Below are 15,053 nucleotides of genomic sequence, written 5' to 3' on the forward strand. Positions count from 1 at the left end.
TTGATAACCATCAATGGCGGACAGAGGTTCAAAGTCGGCCGGTTGGTCGTTTACCGGTCTCCAGAACCGCCACCTGATCGGGCGAAAAGGGGGCTTCGTACAGAGCCGCCGATTCGTGGTAGCAGCGGAAAAGGTCGGCAATGAAATGAATCCGCTCGGGCAGATCGGCCCAGTCGCGCGCGCCGGTTTCCAGCAAGCTGTTGGCTGTGGGGTCGATTTGCAGCAGCAGCGTTTGCAAATCCGCATTGGTAATCAGCCGGAGCGAGGCCGGAAAGTCCACCAGCAAATCGCGGCCCAGCCGCAGGCGCACATTGGGCGGAAAGGACATCGTCATCAGTTGTTCGGTCACCACCAGCCGAATTTGCTGGTGGATGGCCGCGACCAGCGATTCGATGGCGCGGTCCAGGGGGGCAATCTGGCCGATGGTTTCCAGAAAAAACAACCGCATTCGGCCCAGCACACTGCCCGCCGGAAACACCAGTTCCATCAGGCGGTTTTTCAGCACCGCCGGATCAATGGGAGCCATGTTGAGCGATTCGGCAATTTCGGGTTGCAAACGGGTTTGTTCATGAAACCCGATCTGGAGATTCGCCAGCAACCGGAGTTCGGCCTGTTGCTTCGGATCATTTTCAAACCAGGACTGGTAATACGACGTAAAAGCCTGCCGAAGGTATTGCTGCCCCTCGGGTGGGTTGCCGGGCCGAAGTTCCCGTAAAAACTGTTCGAGATGAGCCGGATTGTAAACCGGATCAGGCTGGCAAATCGCTATAAACCGCGCAAACTCGCGCCCGATTTCAATGAACACCTTCCGGTTTCCCCGGCTCACGGCCTCGCTCGCCCGGTTGAGCGCGGTCATGACGACGGTGTTCCAGATAAGGGTGCGAATGGCGTCCGGTTTCTGTTTGGCCCCCAGTTGCCGCACCAGACCAATGATTTTCTGAATGGCCTCACCGGCTTCCGACTGAATGCGTAAACGGGCTTCCAGTTCCCGAACCACATCCTCCCGGCGGATGGTTTGACCGGCCTGTTTCGAAGCCCAGGTGGCGTAGGTACACCAGTTGGCTCCTGCGCCGGAGCGTTCGGCAAAAACCGACGAAAGTTCGTGGTAACACTGCGTAATCTGCAGGTTGCGAACCACCGGGTCGCTTAGGGCGGCAATCCGTTCGACATCGGCGACCGTGGGCATGCGTCTGGTGCGTAAAGGGGTGTGGTGAATTGCGGGTTCCGACATGACTTCCATCCGTAGATATGGGGCTAAAGGTATCGCAAACCCCACAAAACCAGTCGGGTGATTTATTTATCGGTCATCCGGCATTTATGCTTTTTCCGTTCCGGTTGCCATAAAATGAAAAGCGGTATCAGGTTTCCCCCATACCGCTTCGGATTCATTCAATCGTGTCGTTACAAACCAGCCGCGAAGTCCCGGATGGCCGTTATCACGTCGTCCGGACTTTCGATCATGCCCAGATGACCGGCATTTTCCAGGACAACGGTTTTCGCATTGGGAACCGCGGTGAACAATTCCCGGCTTTTTTCAATCGGTACGATCTGATCCTGCTGCCCCGCCATAATCAATACCGGAAAAGCGGCCGCTTTCAAAACCGCCGTCCGATCGGGGCGCGAAGCCATGGCCTTCACCCCCGCAATGAGGGCTTCTGCCGGGAGTGTCGAATACTGCTGTACGGACTGTTGCACCACATCCGTATGGTTTTTGCTGAATGTTTCCCCGAACATTTTAGGAACGGTTTGGGCGATAAAAGGTGCTGAACCGTTGGCCTGCATGGTGTCGACGGCTTTCTGCCGGGCTTGTTTCTTGGCTTCATCGTCGGCAAAAGCCGTTGAATTGAGCAACACCAGACCGCTAACCCGTTCCGGATGCTGTTCGGCAAAAGCCAGTGCAATGTAGCCCCCCATCGAATGTCCAACCAGTACGCACGATTCGATTTCCGACGATTGCAGAAGACTAAACAGGTCCTCGGCGTAAGCATCCATCGATTCGTGGCGGGTTTGTTCCGAAAAATCGGGTTTTATAATGCGGTAGTGGGTAGTCAGCTCGTCATAGATTGCGTTCCAGATGGCCGCATCGACGCCGTGGCCGTGAATCAATACAATAACCGGTTTCTCACTCATCATTCCATTGCTTTTAAGGTGTGTACAGATAGTAACCGGGAAGTCTGAAAACAGTTTGGCGCAGTAGCCAACCCGGAAGTCGATTACTACGCCAAAATTGTTTGTGTTTAAGACTGAATCGGGTGCGATTCGCTACGCTTGGGCGAGCACGTCCACCAGAATCAGCACCAGACCGGCAATCAGTGCTAAAAGACCAAGCAACGACAAGACCGGAATTCCCAAAATAACTAAAATCAAACCAACCACGCCGAGAATAACACCCGCCCGGAGCGTCCGGCTCATGGCTTTTGCTTCGTCCGGTGCCAGCGAATTTTTGATTTTCTTGTCGATTTTCTTCATCATCATCCGCTCCGCCAGATTCATTTTGTGCGTCGTGGTCAATGCTGAAGCCGATGCTTTTGTGGTCGTGGTAGCGGCTTTGGCACTTGCTTCCGCCAGCATGGTTTGAACGCGGGCCATCCGCTTCTCCAGCTTTTTGTTACCAGCCAGTTTATTATCATTACGAGCAACGGTTTCCTGGAGCTTCTGCTCAACGTTTTTCAGCGCTGCCGCCGTAGTCAGGGGTATTGCCTGCTCAGCGGGCGTCAGGGCCGGGGTTTCTACCGCTGCCACCGCTACGTCTTCCGCCGGGGTCGGTGTGGCCTGAACCGCAGGAACTTCCTGACGGCTGCCAAAGCGTTCGACCGGCATTTTCTGATAGGTAGCATAGGGACGGCTACAGGCACTCAACAAAGCTGAAGAAAGCAGTGCATACACTGCCAGTTTGGAAAATGTTCTCATGAAATGTAAAATGGAGATTAGATGAGTAATGTGTATTCGTTGTAACTGGGGGCAAAAAAGCAGAATGATTAGCATCCCTGCAAAACTTGACTCTACTTTTTACAAAAAAGTCTACAGGCAAACGGGTAAATTTATTTACCGCACTTAAAAACGGTCATTTCACGCCAGAATGGCGGAAATGCAACGCGCCCGGTTCTTGAAACCGGGCGCGTTTATACGTTCCGTCAGACGATCAATCCGACCAGTAACAACACCAACCCGACGACCAGCAGGGTGATTCCGATTGCATTGGAAGTCGTGGCCAGGTATAAAATCAAACCAATCAGAGCAACAATGGCGCCCACGGTCACGATGACGTTGACGGCTTTGGGTGCATTGGGATTATTGGGAGCAAGCGTTTTCTTGATTTTTTTATCGACATTTTTCAACATCAAGCGTTCGGCCAGATTGGGCTTCTTGGCCACACCGGCTTTGCGGGCCTCCATGGCTGTTTGCGTGGTTTCTGCTCCCAGCATTTTCTGGATGCGGGCCATGCTTTTCTGTAGCTTATTGCTCGTTACCTTATTGGTGCTGCTGGCTACGACCTGATCAACTGCCGCTTTGGCTTTTGCTACATCCGCTGACGGTGTGTTGACGACGGCTACCTGTGGACTGGCAGCAATGGGTTGAGAAAGCGAAGGAGAACTTACTGCCTCCGGAGGGGTTGTCGCCAGAACCGTTTCAGTGGGCACAGCTACCGGGGTTTGGGTTTTCCGGCTGCCATAATGCTCGACGGGCATTTTCTGGTAGGTGGCATACGGGCGGCTGCAGGCACTGAATAAAACCGTGGCGATCAACGCGTAAATCACGTTTCGGGAAGAAGTTTTCATACGGGTATAATTGAGGTTTTAATGAAGCATGATGGTTGCTTCGTATCCAAAACTTCCCAAAACCGTATTTGTTCTGTTTCCCAAAAAAAATCTGACGGACTGGAACCGGGTCTATTCCGGTTCCAGTCCGTCGGGCTAGGCGGCTGACCGCAGTACGTGCAGCGACGACTTCCCGAATTTCTCCCGGGCGTAGTCGACCGTGATGGTCAATTCCTTCACTTCCTTCGTTGAGGGAAGCTCATACATGGCATCCGTAATGATCGACTCGCAGATCGAGCGTAATCCCCTGGCTCCCAGGTTATACACCATCGCCTGATCGACTACGTAATCGAGGGCCAGATCGTCCCAGTACAACTGAATGTCTTCCATCTGAAACAGCTTGGCATACTGTTTCGTGATGGCGTTTTTGGGTTCCGTCAAAATCCGGCGCAGTGCTTCCGGGCTGAGGGGTTCGAGGTAGGTCAGAACGGGTAAACGGCCAATTAATTCCGGAATCAGACCGAATGATTTCAGATCCTGCGCCGATACGTGCCGCATCAAATGCGCGCGTTCCAGCGATTCGTTCAACCGGCGGCCACCCGAAAAACCGATGGGCCGGGCATTGACGCGTTTGCCAATGTGCCGGTCGATGCCGTCAAAGGCTCCTCCGCAGATGAACAGGATGTTTTCGGTGTTGAGGGCAATCATGCGCTGGTCGGGATGTTTGCGCCCGCCCTGGGGTGGCACATTGACGATGGACCCTTCGAGCAGCTTCAACATCGCCTGTTGTACGCCTTCCCCGCTCACGTCGCGGGTGATGGACGGATTGTCCGATTTCCGGGCAATTTTGTCGATTTCGTCGATGTAAACGATGCCCCGCTCGGCGTTCTCGACGTTGTAGTCGGCGGCTTGCAACAAACGCGTCAGAATGGTTTCCACATCTTCGCCCACATACCCGGCTTCGGTAATGACCGTGGCGTCGGCAATGCAGAAAGGCACCTGCAAAATTTTGGCGATGGTCCGCGCCAGATAGGTTTTGCCGGTTCCCGTATCCCCGACCATCACAATATTCGATTTTTCAATCTGAATTTCGTCGTCCGTTGGCGGCTGCATCAACCGTTTGTAGTGGTTGTAAACGGCAACGGTCATCACTTTTTTGGCCTCGTCCTGCCCAATGATGTATTGATCCAGGTAACTTTTCATCTCCATCGGTTTGATGAGATTGAAGTTGGGGCGGTCTTCCGGGTTCGACCGTTTGGGTTTGGTTTCTTCCAGCACCACCTGATGGCCCTGCTCGATGCAGAAGTTACAAATATGGGCATCGATGCCCGACAGCAGGAGGGACACCTCGTTTTTCCGTCGTCCGCAGAACGAACAGCTCACTTGTGGCATAAAAATTTTTCTAAACGATTTAGATCGCGTTTTCGCTTAACGTTGGGTATCAGCCGCCGGGTTCCGGCTCAACTGATAAAAAAGCAGGACCCATTGGGGGAACCAGGTCGTGCCAAAACAAATATACTAGAAAATTCGGTTGGGTAATTGATGAGGGTGCATTCAGAAAACGATACGGGATTGCAAACCAAACAGAACCCGGTTTTGCACCGTAATCAGGCCACTTTTTGTGGCGGCTTTTTATTTTTCGGGAATGACCCCCAGCCGCGCCCGCTCTGTTTTGACCCATTCGACAAGCAGTTGCTGCTGGGCTTCGCTCAATTTGGCATCCTGATGAATCAGCGTATAGGCCGGCAAGGGCATATGACCTTCCTCCACTTCTTCCGCCATTTCTTCCAGTTTGTGATCCATGCGCTTTTTGTCGTACTGGGCAAAATTGGAGAAATTCAATTCGCTCTTTCCCTCATCGACGTGATTGGCCAGCCACAGGCTCACCGGACTGATGCTCGCATACCAGGGATACCTCGTGTGGTTGGAATGGCAATCGTAGCACGCCTGTTTCAGGGTGGTCATTACCGCATCCGGCACCGTTACAAAATGGGTGACGTCCTGGGGTGTATCTGCGGATCCTTCATTTTTTTCGGGCCGAATAAATTGAATACCAATGAATAACACGACAAGTCCGATCAGGATATTCTTTTTCATAGCCGTAGTTTAGAGGAAGACGCTAAAATAGTGACTTTCCCGATAAAAAAAACGGAAACCGTCGCAGACAGTTTCCGTTTTGGGTATTCGATTCTTCCGACTCTTACTTCTCCCGACGCAATACCTCATCGATCAGGCCATATTCCTTGGCTTCTTCAGCCCGGAACCACTTGTCGCGGTCGGAGTCTTTTTCGATTTGCTCCTTCGTTTTTCCGGAGTGATCTGCGATGATTTCGTAGAGTTCATCCCGCAGTTTTACGATTTCACGGGCGGTAATTTCAATATCGACCGACTGGCCCTGGGCGCCCCCCGACGGCTGGTGAATCATCACCCGGGCGTGGGGCAGTGCCGACCGTTTGCCGGCGGCTCCTCCACAAAGCAATACCGCACCCATCGAAGCGGCCAGGCTCGTACAAACCGTGGCGACGTCGGGCCGGACATACTGCATGGTGTCATAAATTCCCAAACCGGCATACACCGAGCCACCGGGGCTGTTGATGTACATCAGGATATCCTTTTTCGGGTCGGCAGATTCCAGGAAAAGCAACTGTGCGACAATGATGTTGGCGATGTTATCATCAACGCCCATCCCCATGAAGATGATCCGGTCGGCCATCAGCCGCGAGAAAACGTCGACTTCGCGGAAGTTCATCGGACGTTCTTCAATCACGGAGCGGGTCATATTTTCAACGGTATGGTTTACGTAGCCATCTACCGTCAACCCGTTCAGACCCATGTGGTGAACGGCAAATTTGCGGAATTCATTTCCTTGATTCATACTGATTATTCTTCTGTTTAGCGCAACGAAAATACAAACTTAACGCACTCTCTGGTATCCGGTTGTCAGCCTTCGTTTTTTTTTCCGGAACAAAGGCAGGTTGATGACTGAAAACCGGTTTTGAAACCAACTTCCCCTTTGTCCGTGTTACGATACAAAAATGGGCAATCAAACCCGGTTTTGATAGTCGGTTTGACTTATTATATTATCAGAATTTCTTGAGACGCCATGACTATAAGTTCCCAAATCCGTTTGCTGCGCCAACAGAAGGGGTATTCGCAGGAAAATATGGCCGATATGCTGGGCCTCTCCACCACCGCTTACGGGGACATTGAGCGGGGAAAAACGGATGTAACGCTCTCGCGCTTGCAGCAAATTGCAACGGCACTCGGCACCACGGCCGCCCAATTGCTGTCGGGAGAAATCCAGCCCCACCAAGAATTGTACCCGGCCGAAGTGGTTCACCAGGTCGAAACGCTGAAATCCGCGCAGGAGCGGAAAGACCTGGAAATCGAAAAGCTGCGAATGGAAGTGGCCTACTGGAAACGGAAAGCCGAAGACATCGCCCTGGTCGAGGTCGTCCGCCATCTCGTTCCACCCACCGACCGAAACCGAATCGGGTTCTAATCCCCACCCTGTTAGCGCCGGGCCGACGTTTCGGTCGAAGACCCTGACAGCGGTGGGAATTAAAACCCGATCCTTTGAACAACACCTCCACCGCTGTCAGGGTCTTCGACCGAAACGTCGGCCCGGCGCTAACAGGGTGGGCGCTGACAGGGTGAATATTACACCGGCTGACGCGTGCTCACGAGTTCTTTAAACTCATCCACCGAAACCGTCCGCGGCTCCAGCGTCAATTTGCTTTTGATCAACTCGATCACTTTATCGTCGGACAGGCGGTTATACATTTTCATGTAATTTTCGCCTTTTTCATCCATCAAATACTGCTGGGCAATTTTATCGATGCTTTGGTTCATCGACTCATCATCGCCGTAGAAGCCAAACTGCTCGCGCACCATGCCCCGCGTCACGTTCATCACGTCTTCGTAGGTCACGTTGATCTCGTTCTGGCTGGCAATTTTGTTTTTGATCAGTTGCAGTTTCACCGAACGGGCAAAGGCGTCGTATTGCTCTTCCACTTCTGCTTCCGTCACACTGCCTTCGTTGGTAGCCAGTAGCCACTGTTTCAGGAAATCGTCCGGCAGTTCGATGGTGATGTTATCCAGCAAAGCCTGCTCAATATCAAGACGTTCCAGCGTTGCCGACTCGCGTCCGTAGTTGCCTTTGATCACTTCCAGCACTTTTTCGCGGAACTGTTCTTCCGTTTCAACGGCATCTTTCCCCAACACTTTATCGAAAAACTCCTGGCCGATTTCCGCCGGTTCGCTGCGGGTAATGTCATCGACAGTAAAGGTAAATTCACCTTCCAGATTGGCCGCTTCTTCGCCTTTCAGGCCGGTAGCCAGCCCGCGGGCTTTCTCGTCCGCAAACGTTTTCTGAATATCGAAGGTAACGGTATCGCCTTTTTTCAGACCTACAAATTTCGGCAGTTCTTCGGCTGCGATTTGCTTGGTTGGAAAGGCGGTTTTGGTGGCAAACGGTTCGCCGTCTTCTTTCGCCTGTTGCTTCAGTTCACCATAAATCATGTCGCCCTCAGCCGATTCTTCGACGTGCGCCTGACCGCTAAACCGGGTTTTCAGTTCTTCGATGGCCGAATTCAACTCGGTTTCACCCGCTTGAATCTCGTAAGACGGTACGGGTGGCAAGGCGTCGAAATCAACTTCAAAATCTGAAGCCAGGCCGATGTTATAATTGAATTCAAACTCATTCTGACTATCCCAGTCGATGGCATCAGCCTGCTCGCGGTCGGGCAACGGATCACCAACCACTTGCAGTTTATTATCGCGGATGTAGTTACTAACCGTGTTTTTCAACAACTCGTTGATTTCTTCCACCAGCACGCTTTTGCCGTACATTTTCTGAATCAACGACGTCGGCACTTTGCCCGGACGGAACCCTTTGATGCTGGCCCGACGTCCGTAGTCTTTCAATTTCTTATCTACTTCCGGCTGATAGTCGCTTTTCGATAGCTTGATTTTCAGCGAAGCGTTGGTTTCCGTTGATTTTTCTAATGCAATTTCCACGATGCAACAATTTTGAATGAAAGAATGAGTGAATGAATGAATGGTTACGGAACATAACCCCGAAGGATTTATTCACTCATTCACTCATTCACTCATTCAAAATTTGGTACGGGCGGAGGGACTCGAACCCCCATGCCTTGCGGCACCAGATCCTAAGTCTGGCACGTCTACCAATTTCGCCACGCCCGCGAATATCTAGTTTGGTTTTTTAGTCGTTAGGGGAATGAAGCGTTCTCTATTCACGCCCGAAGCCCGTCATGTTCTAACTCCCAAACTATTTTTGGCCTGCAAAAGTACAAATGATTTCTGTATTGAACAACCACTTCCTGAACGAGGATTATTTTTTCTAACTATTCCTTTGATTTGCTGAGCCAGTTTTCTAATATTAATGTATATCCTGTAGCCGAAAGTGATGCAGCTTATAACCCAAGAAGAAGGACGCACCCCTATGGACATAACCGCTGAACCGGTCATTGACCTTGACCAGGAACGGAAAGAAATTTTGAAGTGCTACCGCCGGTTGCTGCGGGAAGCGAAACCGATGTTGAAGGATAATGACGCCAAATTGATCAAAAAGGCGTTCAATACATCCCTGGAAGCCCATCAGAGCATGCGCAGGCGGTCGGGCGAACCGTATATCTATCACCCGCTCGCCGTTGCCCAGATTGCCGTTGAAGAAATCGGATTGGGGACCACCTCCATCGTTGCCGCCCTGCTGCACGATGTCGTGGAGGATACCGACATGACGATTGCCGACATCGACCGGCTCTTCGGTCCGAAGGTTGCCCGAATCATCGACGGCCTGACCAAGATTTCGGGAAAATTCGAATACGGCACTTCGCAACAGGCCGAGAACTTCCGCAAGATGCTGCTGACGTTGTCGGACGATGTGCGGGTGATCCTGATCAAACTGGCCGACCGGTTGCACAACATGCGGACGCTCGACTCGATGCCCCGCGACAAACAGCTCAAAATTGCTTCCGAAACGATTTACATCTACGCCCCGCTGGCCCACCGGCTGGGGTTGAACGCGATCAAGTCAGAACTGGAAGATCTGTACTTAAAATATGCCGAACCGGAAGCCTATAAGGACATTGCCCGGAAACTGCGGGAAACCAAAACCGCCCGGGATCGCTTCATCGCCCGCTTTATTGAGCCGATTGAGGAAGATTTGAAAGAAATGGGCTACGATTTTGTGGTGAAAGGCCGCCCCAAGTCCATTTATTCCATCTATAACAAGCTCAGCAAGCAGAAAAAACCGTTCGAGGAAATCTTCGATCTGTTTGCCATCCGGATCATTCTGAATGTGCCGCCCGAAAGCGAAAAAGCCGGTTGCTGGCAGGCCTACTCCGTCGTAACGGATCATTACAAGCCCAATCCCGACCGGTTGAAAGACTGGATCAGCACCCCCCGCGCCAACGGCTACGAGTCGTTGCACACCACGGTGATGAGCAAAGCCGGGCAGTGGGTAGAAGTACAGATCCGGACGGCCCGCATGAACGAAATCGCCGAAAAGGGCTATGCGGCTCACTGGAAATACAAAGGCAACGAAACCCAGACCGGGCGCGGCATCGAAACCTGGATCAGTCAGGTGCGCGAAATGCTCGAATCGGCCAGCAACGAAAAAACCGGTGCCATCGAGTTTCTGGACGATTTCCGGAGTAACCTGTACAGCGAGGAAGTATTCGTCTTTACGCCCAAAGGTGACTTAAAGGTTTTGCAGCGGGGAGCCACGGCACTGGATTTTGCCTTCGACATTCACACCCAGATTGGGGCGCGGTGTATGGCGGCCAAGGTCAATACGACGCTGGTGCCGCTCAGCCACGTGCTGAACAATGGCGATCAGGTTGAGATCATTACCTCCAACAAACAAAAACCGAACGAGGACTGGCTGCGGTTTGTGGTGACATCGAAAGCCAAAACCAAGATCAAAGACCTCATCAAGGAGGAGAACAAACAGCACATTACGGACGGGCGCGAAGCCGTGGCCAGAAAATTGAAAACGCTTCGTCTGGAAATGACGAACGAAGTGCTGAATCAGCTTCGGGCGTATTTCGGTTCCAAAACGTCCAACGATTTCTTTTACCGCGTCGGCAAGGGGCACATTGATGTTCAGGAACTGAAGCGGTTTAAATCGGACAAGGAATCCAAGGAAAACCGCCAGAACAAACTCAATACCGACACGCTTCAGGACGGAAAACAGTTTGAAAAAGAACTGAAAAAACTCCACGGCGAGCGGGCCGACGCCGACATGCTGCTGATCGGCGAAGACATGGACCGGATCGATTACACGCTGGCAAAGTGCTGCAATCCGATCTCGGGCGACGACGTTTTCGGGTTTGTGACGGTAAACGAAGGCATCAAGATCCACCGGACCACCTGCCCGAATGCCGTTGAACTGATGTCGAACCACGGCAACCGGATTATCAAAGCCAAGTGGACGTCGCAGCGCGATCTGGCTTTTCTGGCTGGTTTGCGGATCACGGGCACCGACCGCGTAGGTCTGGTGAATGACGTAACCAAAATCATCAGCAACGAACTGCACATCAACATCCGGTCGATCACGATTGACTCGAAAGACGGAATTTTTGAAGGCACCCTGAAGTTATACGTTCACAACACCCGTCACCTCGAAGAATTGATGAAAAAACTCGAAAAAGTCGATGGAGTCGTGAAAGTAGCCCGGTTTGATTAATTTTGTACTGCATTAGCGAGTTCTGGGATTTTGGAGTGGACGGATATGGGGGTAAATAGTCTCGTATATACTTTACTGCCAGCTTCTTAAGCTCAACACGCCGAACTCCGGAATTCATAAATGTGAAGTTATGCCCATAGCGAAACAAGCCAACCTCGATGCCGCAAAGAAAATTTTTACGGCGTATTTAGAAAGCAAAGCCCTGCGGAAGACCCCGGAACGCTTCGCTATTCTGGAAGAGATCTATAACCGTGAAGATCATTTTGATGTCGATGAACTCTACATCTCGATGAAAAATAAAAAGTACCAGGTCAGCCGGGCGACGGTTTACAACACGCTCGATGTGCTGGTGGATTGTGATCTGGTAACGAAACACCAGTTCGGAAAAAACCTGGCGCAATACGAGAAGTCGTACGGTTACAAGCAGCACGATCATATTATCTGCACGGATTGCCACCACGTGATGGAGTTCTGCGATCCCCGCGTCCAGAACATTCAGTCGCTGGTGGGCGATATGCTGAAATTCAACGTGATGCACCACTCGCTGATTTTCTATGGAAGCTGCCAGCGCGACCATTGCGAAAACCGGTCCAAAAGCGAAGAAGAAAAAGATCTTCAGGAACACGGCGGACAACCGCTGGTTTCGTAGTCATTACTAAATTATGGGCAAATAACGCCCAAACACTTCGTTTCAACGACTAAAACCTAACTCGATGAACGCAGTCATTTTTAAATTTTTATTATGGTAGATGTATTACTCGGCCTGCAATGGGGCGACGAAGGTAAGGGGAAAATAGTGGATGTACTGGCCCCACAGTACGAAGTGGTAGCCCGTTTTCAGGGTGGACCGAACGCCGGTCATACGCTGGAATTCGACGGCTATAAGCACGTCCTGCACCAGATTCCGTCGGGAATTTTCCGGACGGATATTAAAAATATCATCGGAAACGGCGTCGTTCTCGACCCGATCGTGTTCCGGAAAGAGATCGACGGTTTAGCCAAATACAAGCTCGATCTGACGCGTAATCTCTTCATTTCTAAAAAAGCATCGATTATTCTGCCGACCCACCGCCTGCTGGATGCGGCTTATGAACTGTCCAAAGGCGAGTCGAAAATCGGATCTACCCTGCGCGGAATCGGCCCGACGTACCAGGACAAAGTAGCCCGTCAGGGCTTGCGCGTAGGCGATGTGCTTTCGCCGAACTTCCGCGCCAAATACACCAAACTGGTTGACCTCCACAAGATTACGCTGGATCACCATCAGTTTGATTACCAGTCGGTTTTGCCACAGGCCGAAGCGGAATTCTTCGAAGCCGTGGAGTTCATGAAGCAGTTTCAACTGGTTGAAAGCGAATACGAAGTGAACCGATCTCTGAGTGCGGGTCAGAAAGTGCTGGCGGAAGGTGCGCAGGGATCGCTGCTCGACATTGATTTTGGCTCCTATCCTTTCGTAACCAGTTCGAACACGATGTCGGCGGGTGCCTGCACCGGCCTGGGCATTGCGCCCCGGCAAATCGGTGAGGTGTTCGGTATTTTCAAAGCCTATTGCACCCGCGTTGGCAGCGGCCCCTTCCCCACCGAATTGTCGGACGAAACCGGCGAACAGATGCGGGCGGAAGGCCGGGAGTTTGGCGCGACGACGGGTCGCCCCCGCCGGTGTGGCTGGCTCGACCTGCCCGCGCTGAAATACGCCATCATGATCAACGGCGTGACGCAACTGATTATGATGAAGGTCGATGTTCTGAACATTTTCGATACCATCAACATCTGTACGCATTACCAGTTGCCGGACGGAACAGTTACGGAACAACTGCCTTATGACCTGTGTGATACGGCCGTCGTTCCGATTTACAAGGAATTTAAAGGCTGGAAAACCGATCTGGCTACCTTTCATACGTACGAAGAGGTTCCGACCGAACTGGCCGCTTACATCGACTTTTTAGAAGCCGAACTGGGCCTGCCAATCAGCTTTATCTCGACCGGTCCGGATCGGGGCGCGATCATTCACCGCGAAGCCGTGGTATAACACCCGGTTTATACTACTGATTTGAGAGACCTGCAAGGACGAAAGCGCCCTGTAGGTCTTTTTTTATTACTTTTGATCTATTCAACCCAATCCTTTTATTTGCTTTCATGAATCGATCATCGCTCTTCAACCGTCGGGGTTTCCTCAAAAAAAGTACGCTGGCCACGATGGCCGGGATGTTGGGCACTAAAATCGCCTTCGCCGACCGCCTGCCAACCGGTTACCTTCCGCTTGCTTTTCAGGAACCGAATCCGATGCTGATCAAAAACAAGGATCTGATCGTGCTGAACGATAAACCGTGGAACGTTGAACCACCCGCCCATTTGCTCGACGATGCCATTACACCCGCCGATAAAATGTTCATCCGAAACAATGGACTGATTCCCGAGAATGTCGATGTTGCCAACTGGAAGCTTACCATCAACGGCGAATCAGTAAAAGCGGCTAAAACCTATTCTCTGCGTGATTTAAAGACAAAATTTAAAACCTATACGTACCAGTTGGTGCTGGAATGCGGAGGGAACGGTCGGGCAGGATACGCACCCCAAACCGCCGGAAACCAGTGGAGCGACGGTGCGGTGAGTTGTGCGGAATGGACCGGCGTCCGGCTGAAAGACATTCTGGCGGATGTCGGCCTGAAAGATGATGCAGTTTATATCGGATATTACGGCAAAGATTTGCACATCAGCCAGGACCCGACCAAACCGGTTATTTCGCGGGGTGTTCCGATCAAAAAAGCGCTGGAAGACGAAACGCTGGTGGCCTGGGCCATGAATGGGAAGGACATTCCACTGACGCACGGCCACCCGTTGCGGCTGGTGATTGGTGGTTGGCCGGCTTCGGTTTCGGGCAAGTGGCTGCACACCATCGCCATTCGTAACAAGGTACACGATGGGGCGAAAATGACGGGAAAAAGCTACAAAGTACCGATCAATCCGGTTCAGCCGGGTGTCGATCCGCCGGAAGACCAGTTCAAAATCATCGAATCCATGCCGGTCAAATCCCTCATTACGTTTCCCAAAACCGGGGCGATGGTGGATCTGGGTCAATCGATCAGCCTGCGCGGCCACGCCTGGGCGGGCGACCGGGCGGTGAAAACCATGCAGGTTTCCTTCGATTTCGGCAGTACGTGGCAACCCTGCAAACTCCAGAGCCCCAAAAACCGGCTGGCCTGGCAGCAGTGGACGGCAGAACTCAAACTTCCGCAGAAAGGCTACTATGAAATCTGGGCGCGAGCCGTCGACGATGCGGGCGTTTCACAGCCCATGGTGATGCCCCAATGGAATCCGGAAGGCTACTGCAACAACGCCTGCCACCGGATTGCAGTGAAGGTGGTTTAGAAAAAGTAATTTCAAATGTAAAATGATGAATGCTAAATGTAAAAGTGCTCGATTTGAAACACTTTTACATTTAGCATTCATCATTTTACATCAGTACTGTACGAAGGATTTGGCCTTACGGGATAAAAAGTTAAAAGTTTGTTGTTCTTTGATCTACTGGATTTTCAAAAGCGATGGATAAACCAATTATTCAGAGTCAGTCGGTTTTAGCTTCG

Annotated in this window: 13 protein-coding genes and 1 tRNA gene; 5 read left to right on the forward strand and 9 right to left on the reverse strand. The window is 51.7% G+C overall.

Annotation, left to right across the window (positions count from 1 at the left end):
- Window positions 1–28: 28 nt before the first annotated feature.
- The 7 genes from DUE52_RS28185 to DUE52_RS28215 form a co-directional block, all read right to left on the reverse strand.
- Window positions 29–1,186 (reverse strand): hypothetical protein, encoded by a 1,158-nt coding sequence (locus tag DUE52_RS28185; protein ID WP_114409437.1) that lies wholly within the window; start codon window positions 1,184–1,186, stop codon window positions 29–31.
- A gap of 215 nt (window positions 1,187–1,401) precedes the next feature.
- Entirely contained in the window at window positions 1,402–2,133 is a 732-nt protein-coding gene (locus DUE52_RS28190) for an alpha/beta fold hydrolase (RefSeq protein ID WP_229312339.1), read from the reverse strand.
- A gap of 129 nt (window positions 2,134–2,262) precedes the next feature.
- Window positions 2,263–2,910, reverse strand: coding sequence for a hypothetical protein (locus DUE52_RS28195; RefSeq protein ID WP_114409439.1), 648 nt, complete (start codon window positions 2,908–2,910; stop codon window positions 2,263–2,265).
- 224 nt (window positions 2,911–3,134) lie between these two features.
- Window positions 3,135–3,779: a hypothetical protein gene (locus tag DUE52_RS32680; protein WP_222930337.1), complete on the reverse strand. Its 645-nt coding sequence runs from the start codon at window positions 3,777–3,779 to the stop codon at window positions 3,135–3,137.
- 135 nt (window positions 3,780–3,914) lie between these two features.
- Complete coding sequence (gene clpX, locus DUE52_RS28205; RefSeq protein ID WP_114409440.1) at window positions 3,915–5,150, reverse strand: ATP-dependent Clp protease ATP-binding subunit ClpX; 1,236 nt, start codon at window positions 5,148–5,150, stop codon at window positions 3,915–3,917.
- 240 nt (window positions 5,151–5,390) lie between these two features.
- Window positions 5,391–5,855 (reverse strand): heme-binding domain-containing protein, encoded by a 465-nt coding sequence (locus DUE52_RS28210; RefSeq protein WP_114409441.1) that lies wholly within the window; start codon window positions 5,853–5,855, stop codon window positions 5,391–5,393.
- Window positions 5,856–5,958: 103 nt separating this feature from the next.
- Window positions 5,959–6,633, reverse strand: a complete 675-nt coding sequence (locus tag DUE52_RS28215) for a ClpP family protease (RefSeq protein ID WP_114409442.1) — start codon at window positions 6,631–6,633, stop codon at window positions 5,959–5,961.
- 228 nt (window positions 6,634–6,861) lie between these two features.
- Here DUE52_RS28215 and DUE52_RS28220 point away from each other — a divergent pair, with 228 nt between their 5' ends.
- Window positions 6,862–7,260, forward strand: coding sequence for a helix-turn-helix domain-containing protein (locus tag DUE52_RS28220; RefSeq protein ID WP_114409443.1), 399 nt, complete (start codon window positions 6,862–6,864; stop codon window positions 7,258–7,260).
- Window positions 7,261–7,418: 158 nt separating this feature from the next.
- Here DUE52_RS28220 and tig read toward each other — a convergent pair whose 3' ends face one another.
- Both tig and DUE52_RS28230 read right to left on the reverse strand, forming a co-directional pair.
- The gene (gene tig, locus DUE52_RS28225; protein WP_114409444.1) at window positions 7,419–8,777 is read right to left on the reverse strand and encodes a trigger factor; all 1,359 of its coding nucleotides are present in this window, start codon (window positions 8,775–8,777) and stop codon (window positions 7,419–7,421) included.
- 104 nt (window positions 8,778–8,881) lie between these two features.
- Window positions 8,882–8,966, reverse strand: a tRNA-Leu gene (locus DUE52_RS28230).
- 259 nt (window positions 8,967–9,225) lie between these two features.
- Between DUE52_RS28230 and DUE52_RS28235 the strand changes: the two genes are divergently transcribed.
- From DUE52_RS28235 to DUE52_RS28250, 4 genes are all read left to right on the forward strand, one after another.
- Window positions 9,226–11,472, forward strand: a complete 2,247-nt coding sequence (locus DUE52_RS28235) for a RelA/SpoT family protein (protein ID WP_114409445.1) — start codon at window positions 9,226–9,228, stop codon at window positions 11,470–11,472.
- A gap of 130 nt (window positions 11,473–11,602) precedes the next feature.
- Window positions 11,603–12,121: a Fur family transcriptional regulator gene (locus DUE52_RS28240; protein WP_114409446.1), complete on the forward strand. Its 519-nt coding sequence runs from the start codon at window positions 11,603–11,605 to the stop codon at window positions 12,119–12,121.
- Between the two features lie 93 nt (window positions 12,122–12,214).
- Window positions 12,215–13,498 carry an adenylosuccinate synthase gene (locus tag DUE52_RS28245; protein ID WP_114409447.1) on the forward strand — a complete coding sequence of 428 codons (1,284 nt, stop codon included), beginning with the start codon at window positions 12,215–12,217 and terminating at the stop codon, window positions 13,496–13,498.
- A 107-nt stretch (window positions 13,499–13,605) separates the two neighbouring features.
- Window positions 13,606–14,838 (forward strand): sulfite oxidase, encoded by a 1,233-nt coding sequence (locus DUE52_RS28250; protein ID WP_114409448.1) that lies wholly within the window; start codon window positions 13,606–13,608, stop codon window positions 14,836–14,838.
- The last annotated feature ends 215 nt before the right edge of the window (window positions 14,839–15,053 follow it).

Source organism: Larkinella punicea, from assembly GCF_003334855.1.
Taxonomy (GTDB): Bacteria; Bacteroidota; Bacteroidia; order Cytophagales; family Spirosomataceae; genus Larkinella; species Larkinella punicea.

What these genes read in the sequence shown, in the direction of transcription:
- DUE52_RS28190 (WP_229312339.1), bottom strand. Translation starts at nt 2,133, where the DNA reads ATGATGAGTGAGAAACCGGTTATTGTATTGATTCACGGCCACGGCGTC.
- DUE52_RS28250 (WP_114409448.1), top strand. Translation starts at nt 13,606, where the DNA reads ATGAATCGATCATCGCTCTTCAACCGTCGGGGTTTCCTCAAAAAAAGT.
- DUE52_RS28235 (WP_114409445.1), top strand. Translation starts at nt 9,226, where the DNA reads ATGGACATAACCGCTGAACCGGTCATTGACCTTGACCAGGAACGGAAA.
- DUE52_RS28210 (WP_114409441.1), bottom strand. Translation starts at nt 5,855, where the DNA reads ATGAAAAAGAATATCCTGATCGGACTTGTCGTGTTATTCATTGGTATT.
- DUE52_RS28185 (WP_114409437.1), bottom strand. Translation starts at nt 1,186, where the DNA reads ATGCCCACGGTCGCCGATGTCGAACGGATTGCCGCCCTAAGCGACCCG.
- DUE52_RS28215 (WP_114409442.1), bottom strand. Translation starts at nt 6,633, where the DNA reads ATGAATCAAGGAAATGAATTCCGCAAATTTGCCGTTCACCACATGGGT.
- DUE52_RS28195 (WP_114409439.1), bottom strand. Translation starts at nt 2,910, where the DNA reads ATGAGAACATTTTCCAAACTGGCAGTGTATGCACTGCTTTCTTCAGCT.
- DUE52_RS28245 (WP_114409447.1), top strand. Translation starts at nt 12,215, where the DNA reads ATGGTAGATGTATTACTCGGCCTGCAATGGGGCGACGAAGGTAAGGGG.
- clpX (WP_114409440.1), bottom strand. Translation starts at nt 5,150, where the DNA reads ATGCCACAAGTGAGCTGTTCGTTCTGCGGACGACGGAAAAACGAGGTG.
- DUE52_RS28220 (WP_114409443.1), top strand. Translation starts at nt 6,862, where the DNA reads ATGACTATAAGTTCCCAAATCCGTTTGCTGCGCCAACAGAAGGGGTAT.
- DUE52_RS32680 (WP_222930337.1), bottom strand. Translation starts at nt 3,779, where the DNA reads ATGAAAACTTCTTCCCGAAACGTGATTTACGCGTTGATCGCCACGGTT.
- DUE52_RS28240 (WP_114409446.1), top strand. Translation starts at nt 11,603, where the DNA reads ATGCCCATAGCGAAACAAGCCAACCTCGATGCCGCAAAGAAAATTTTT.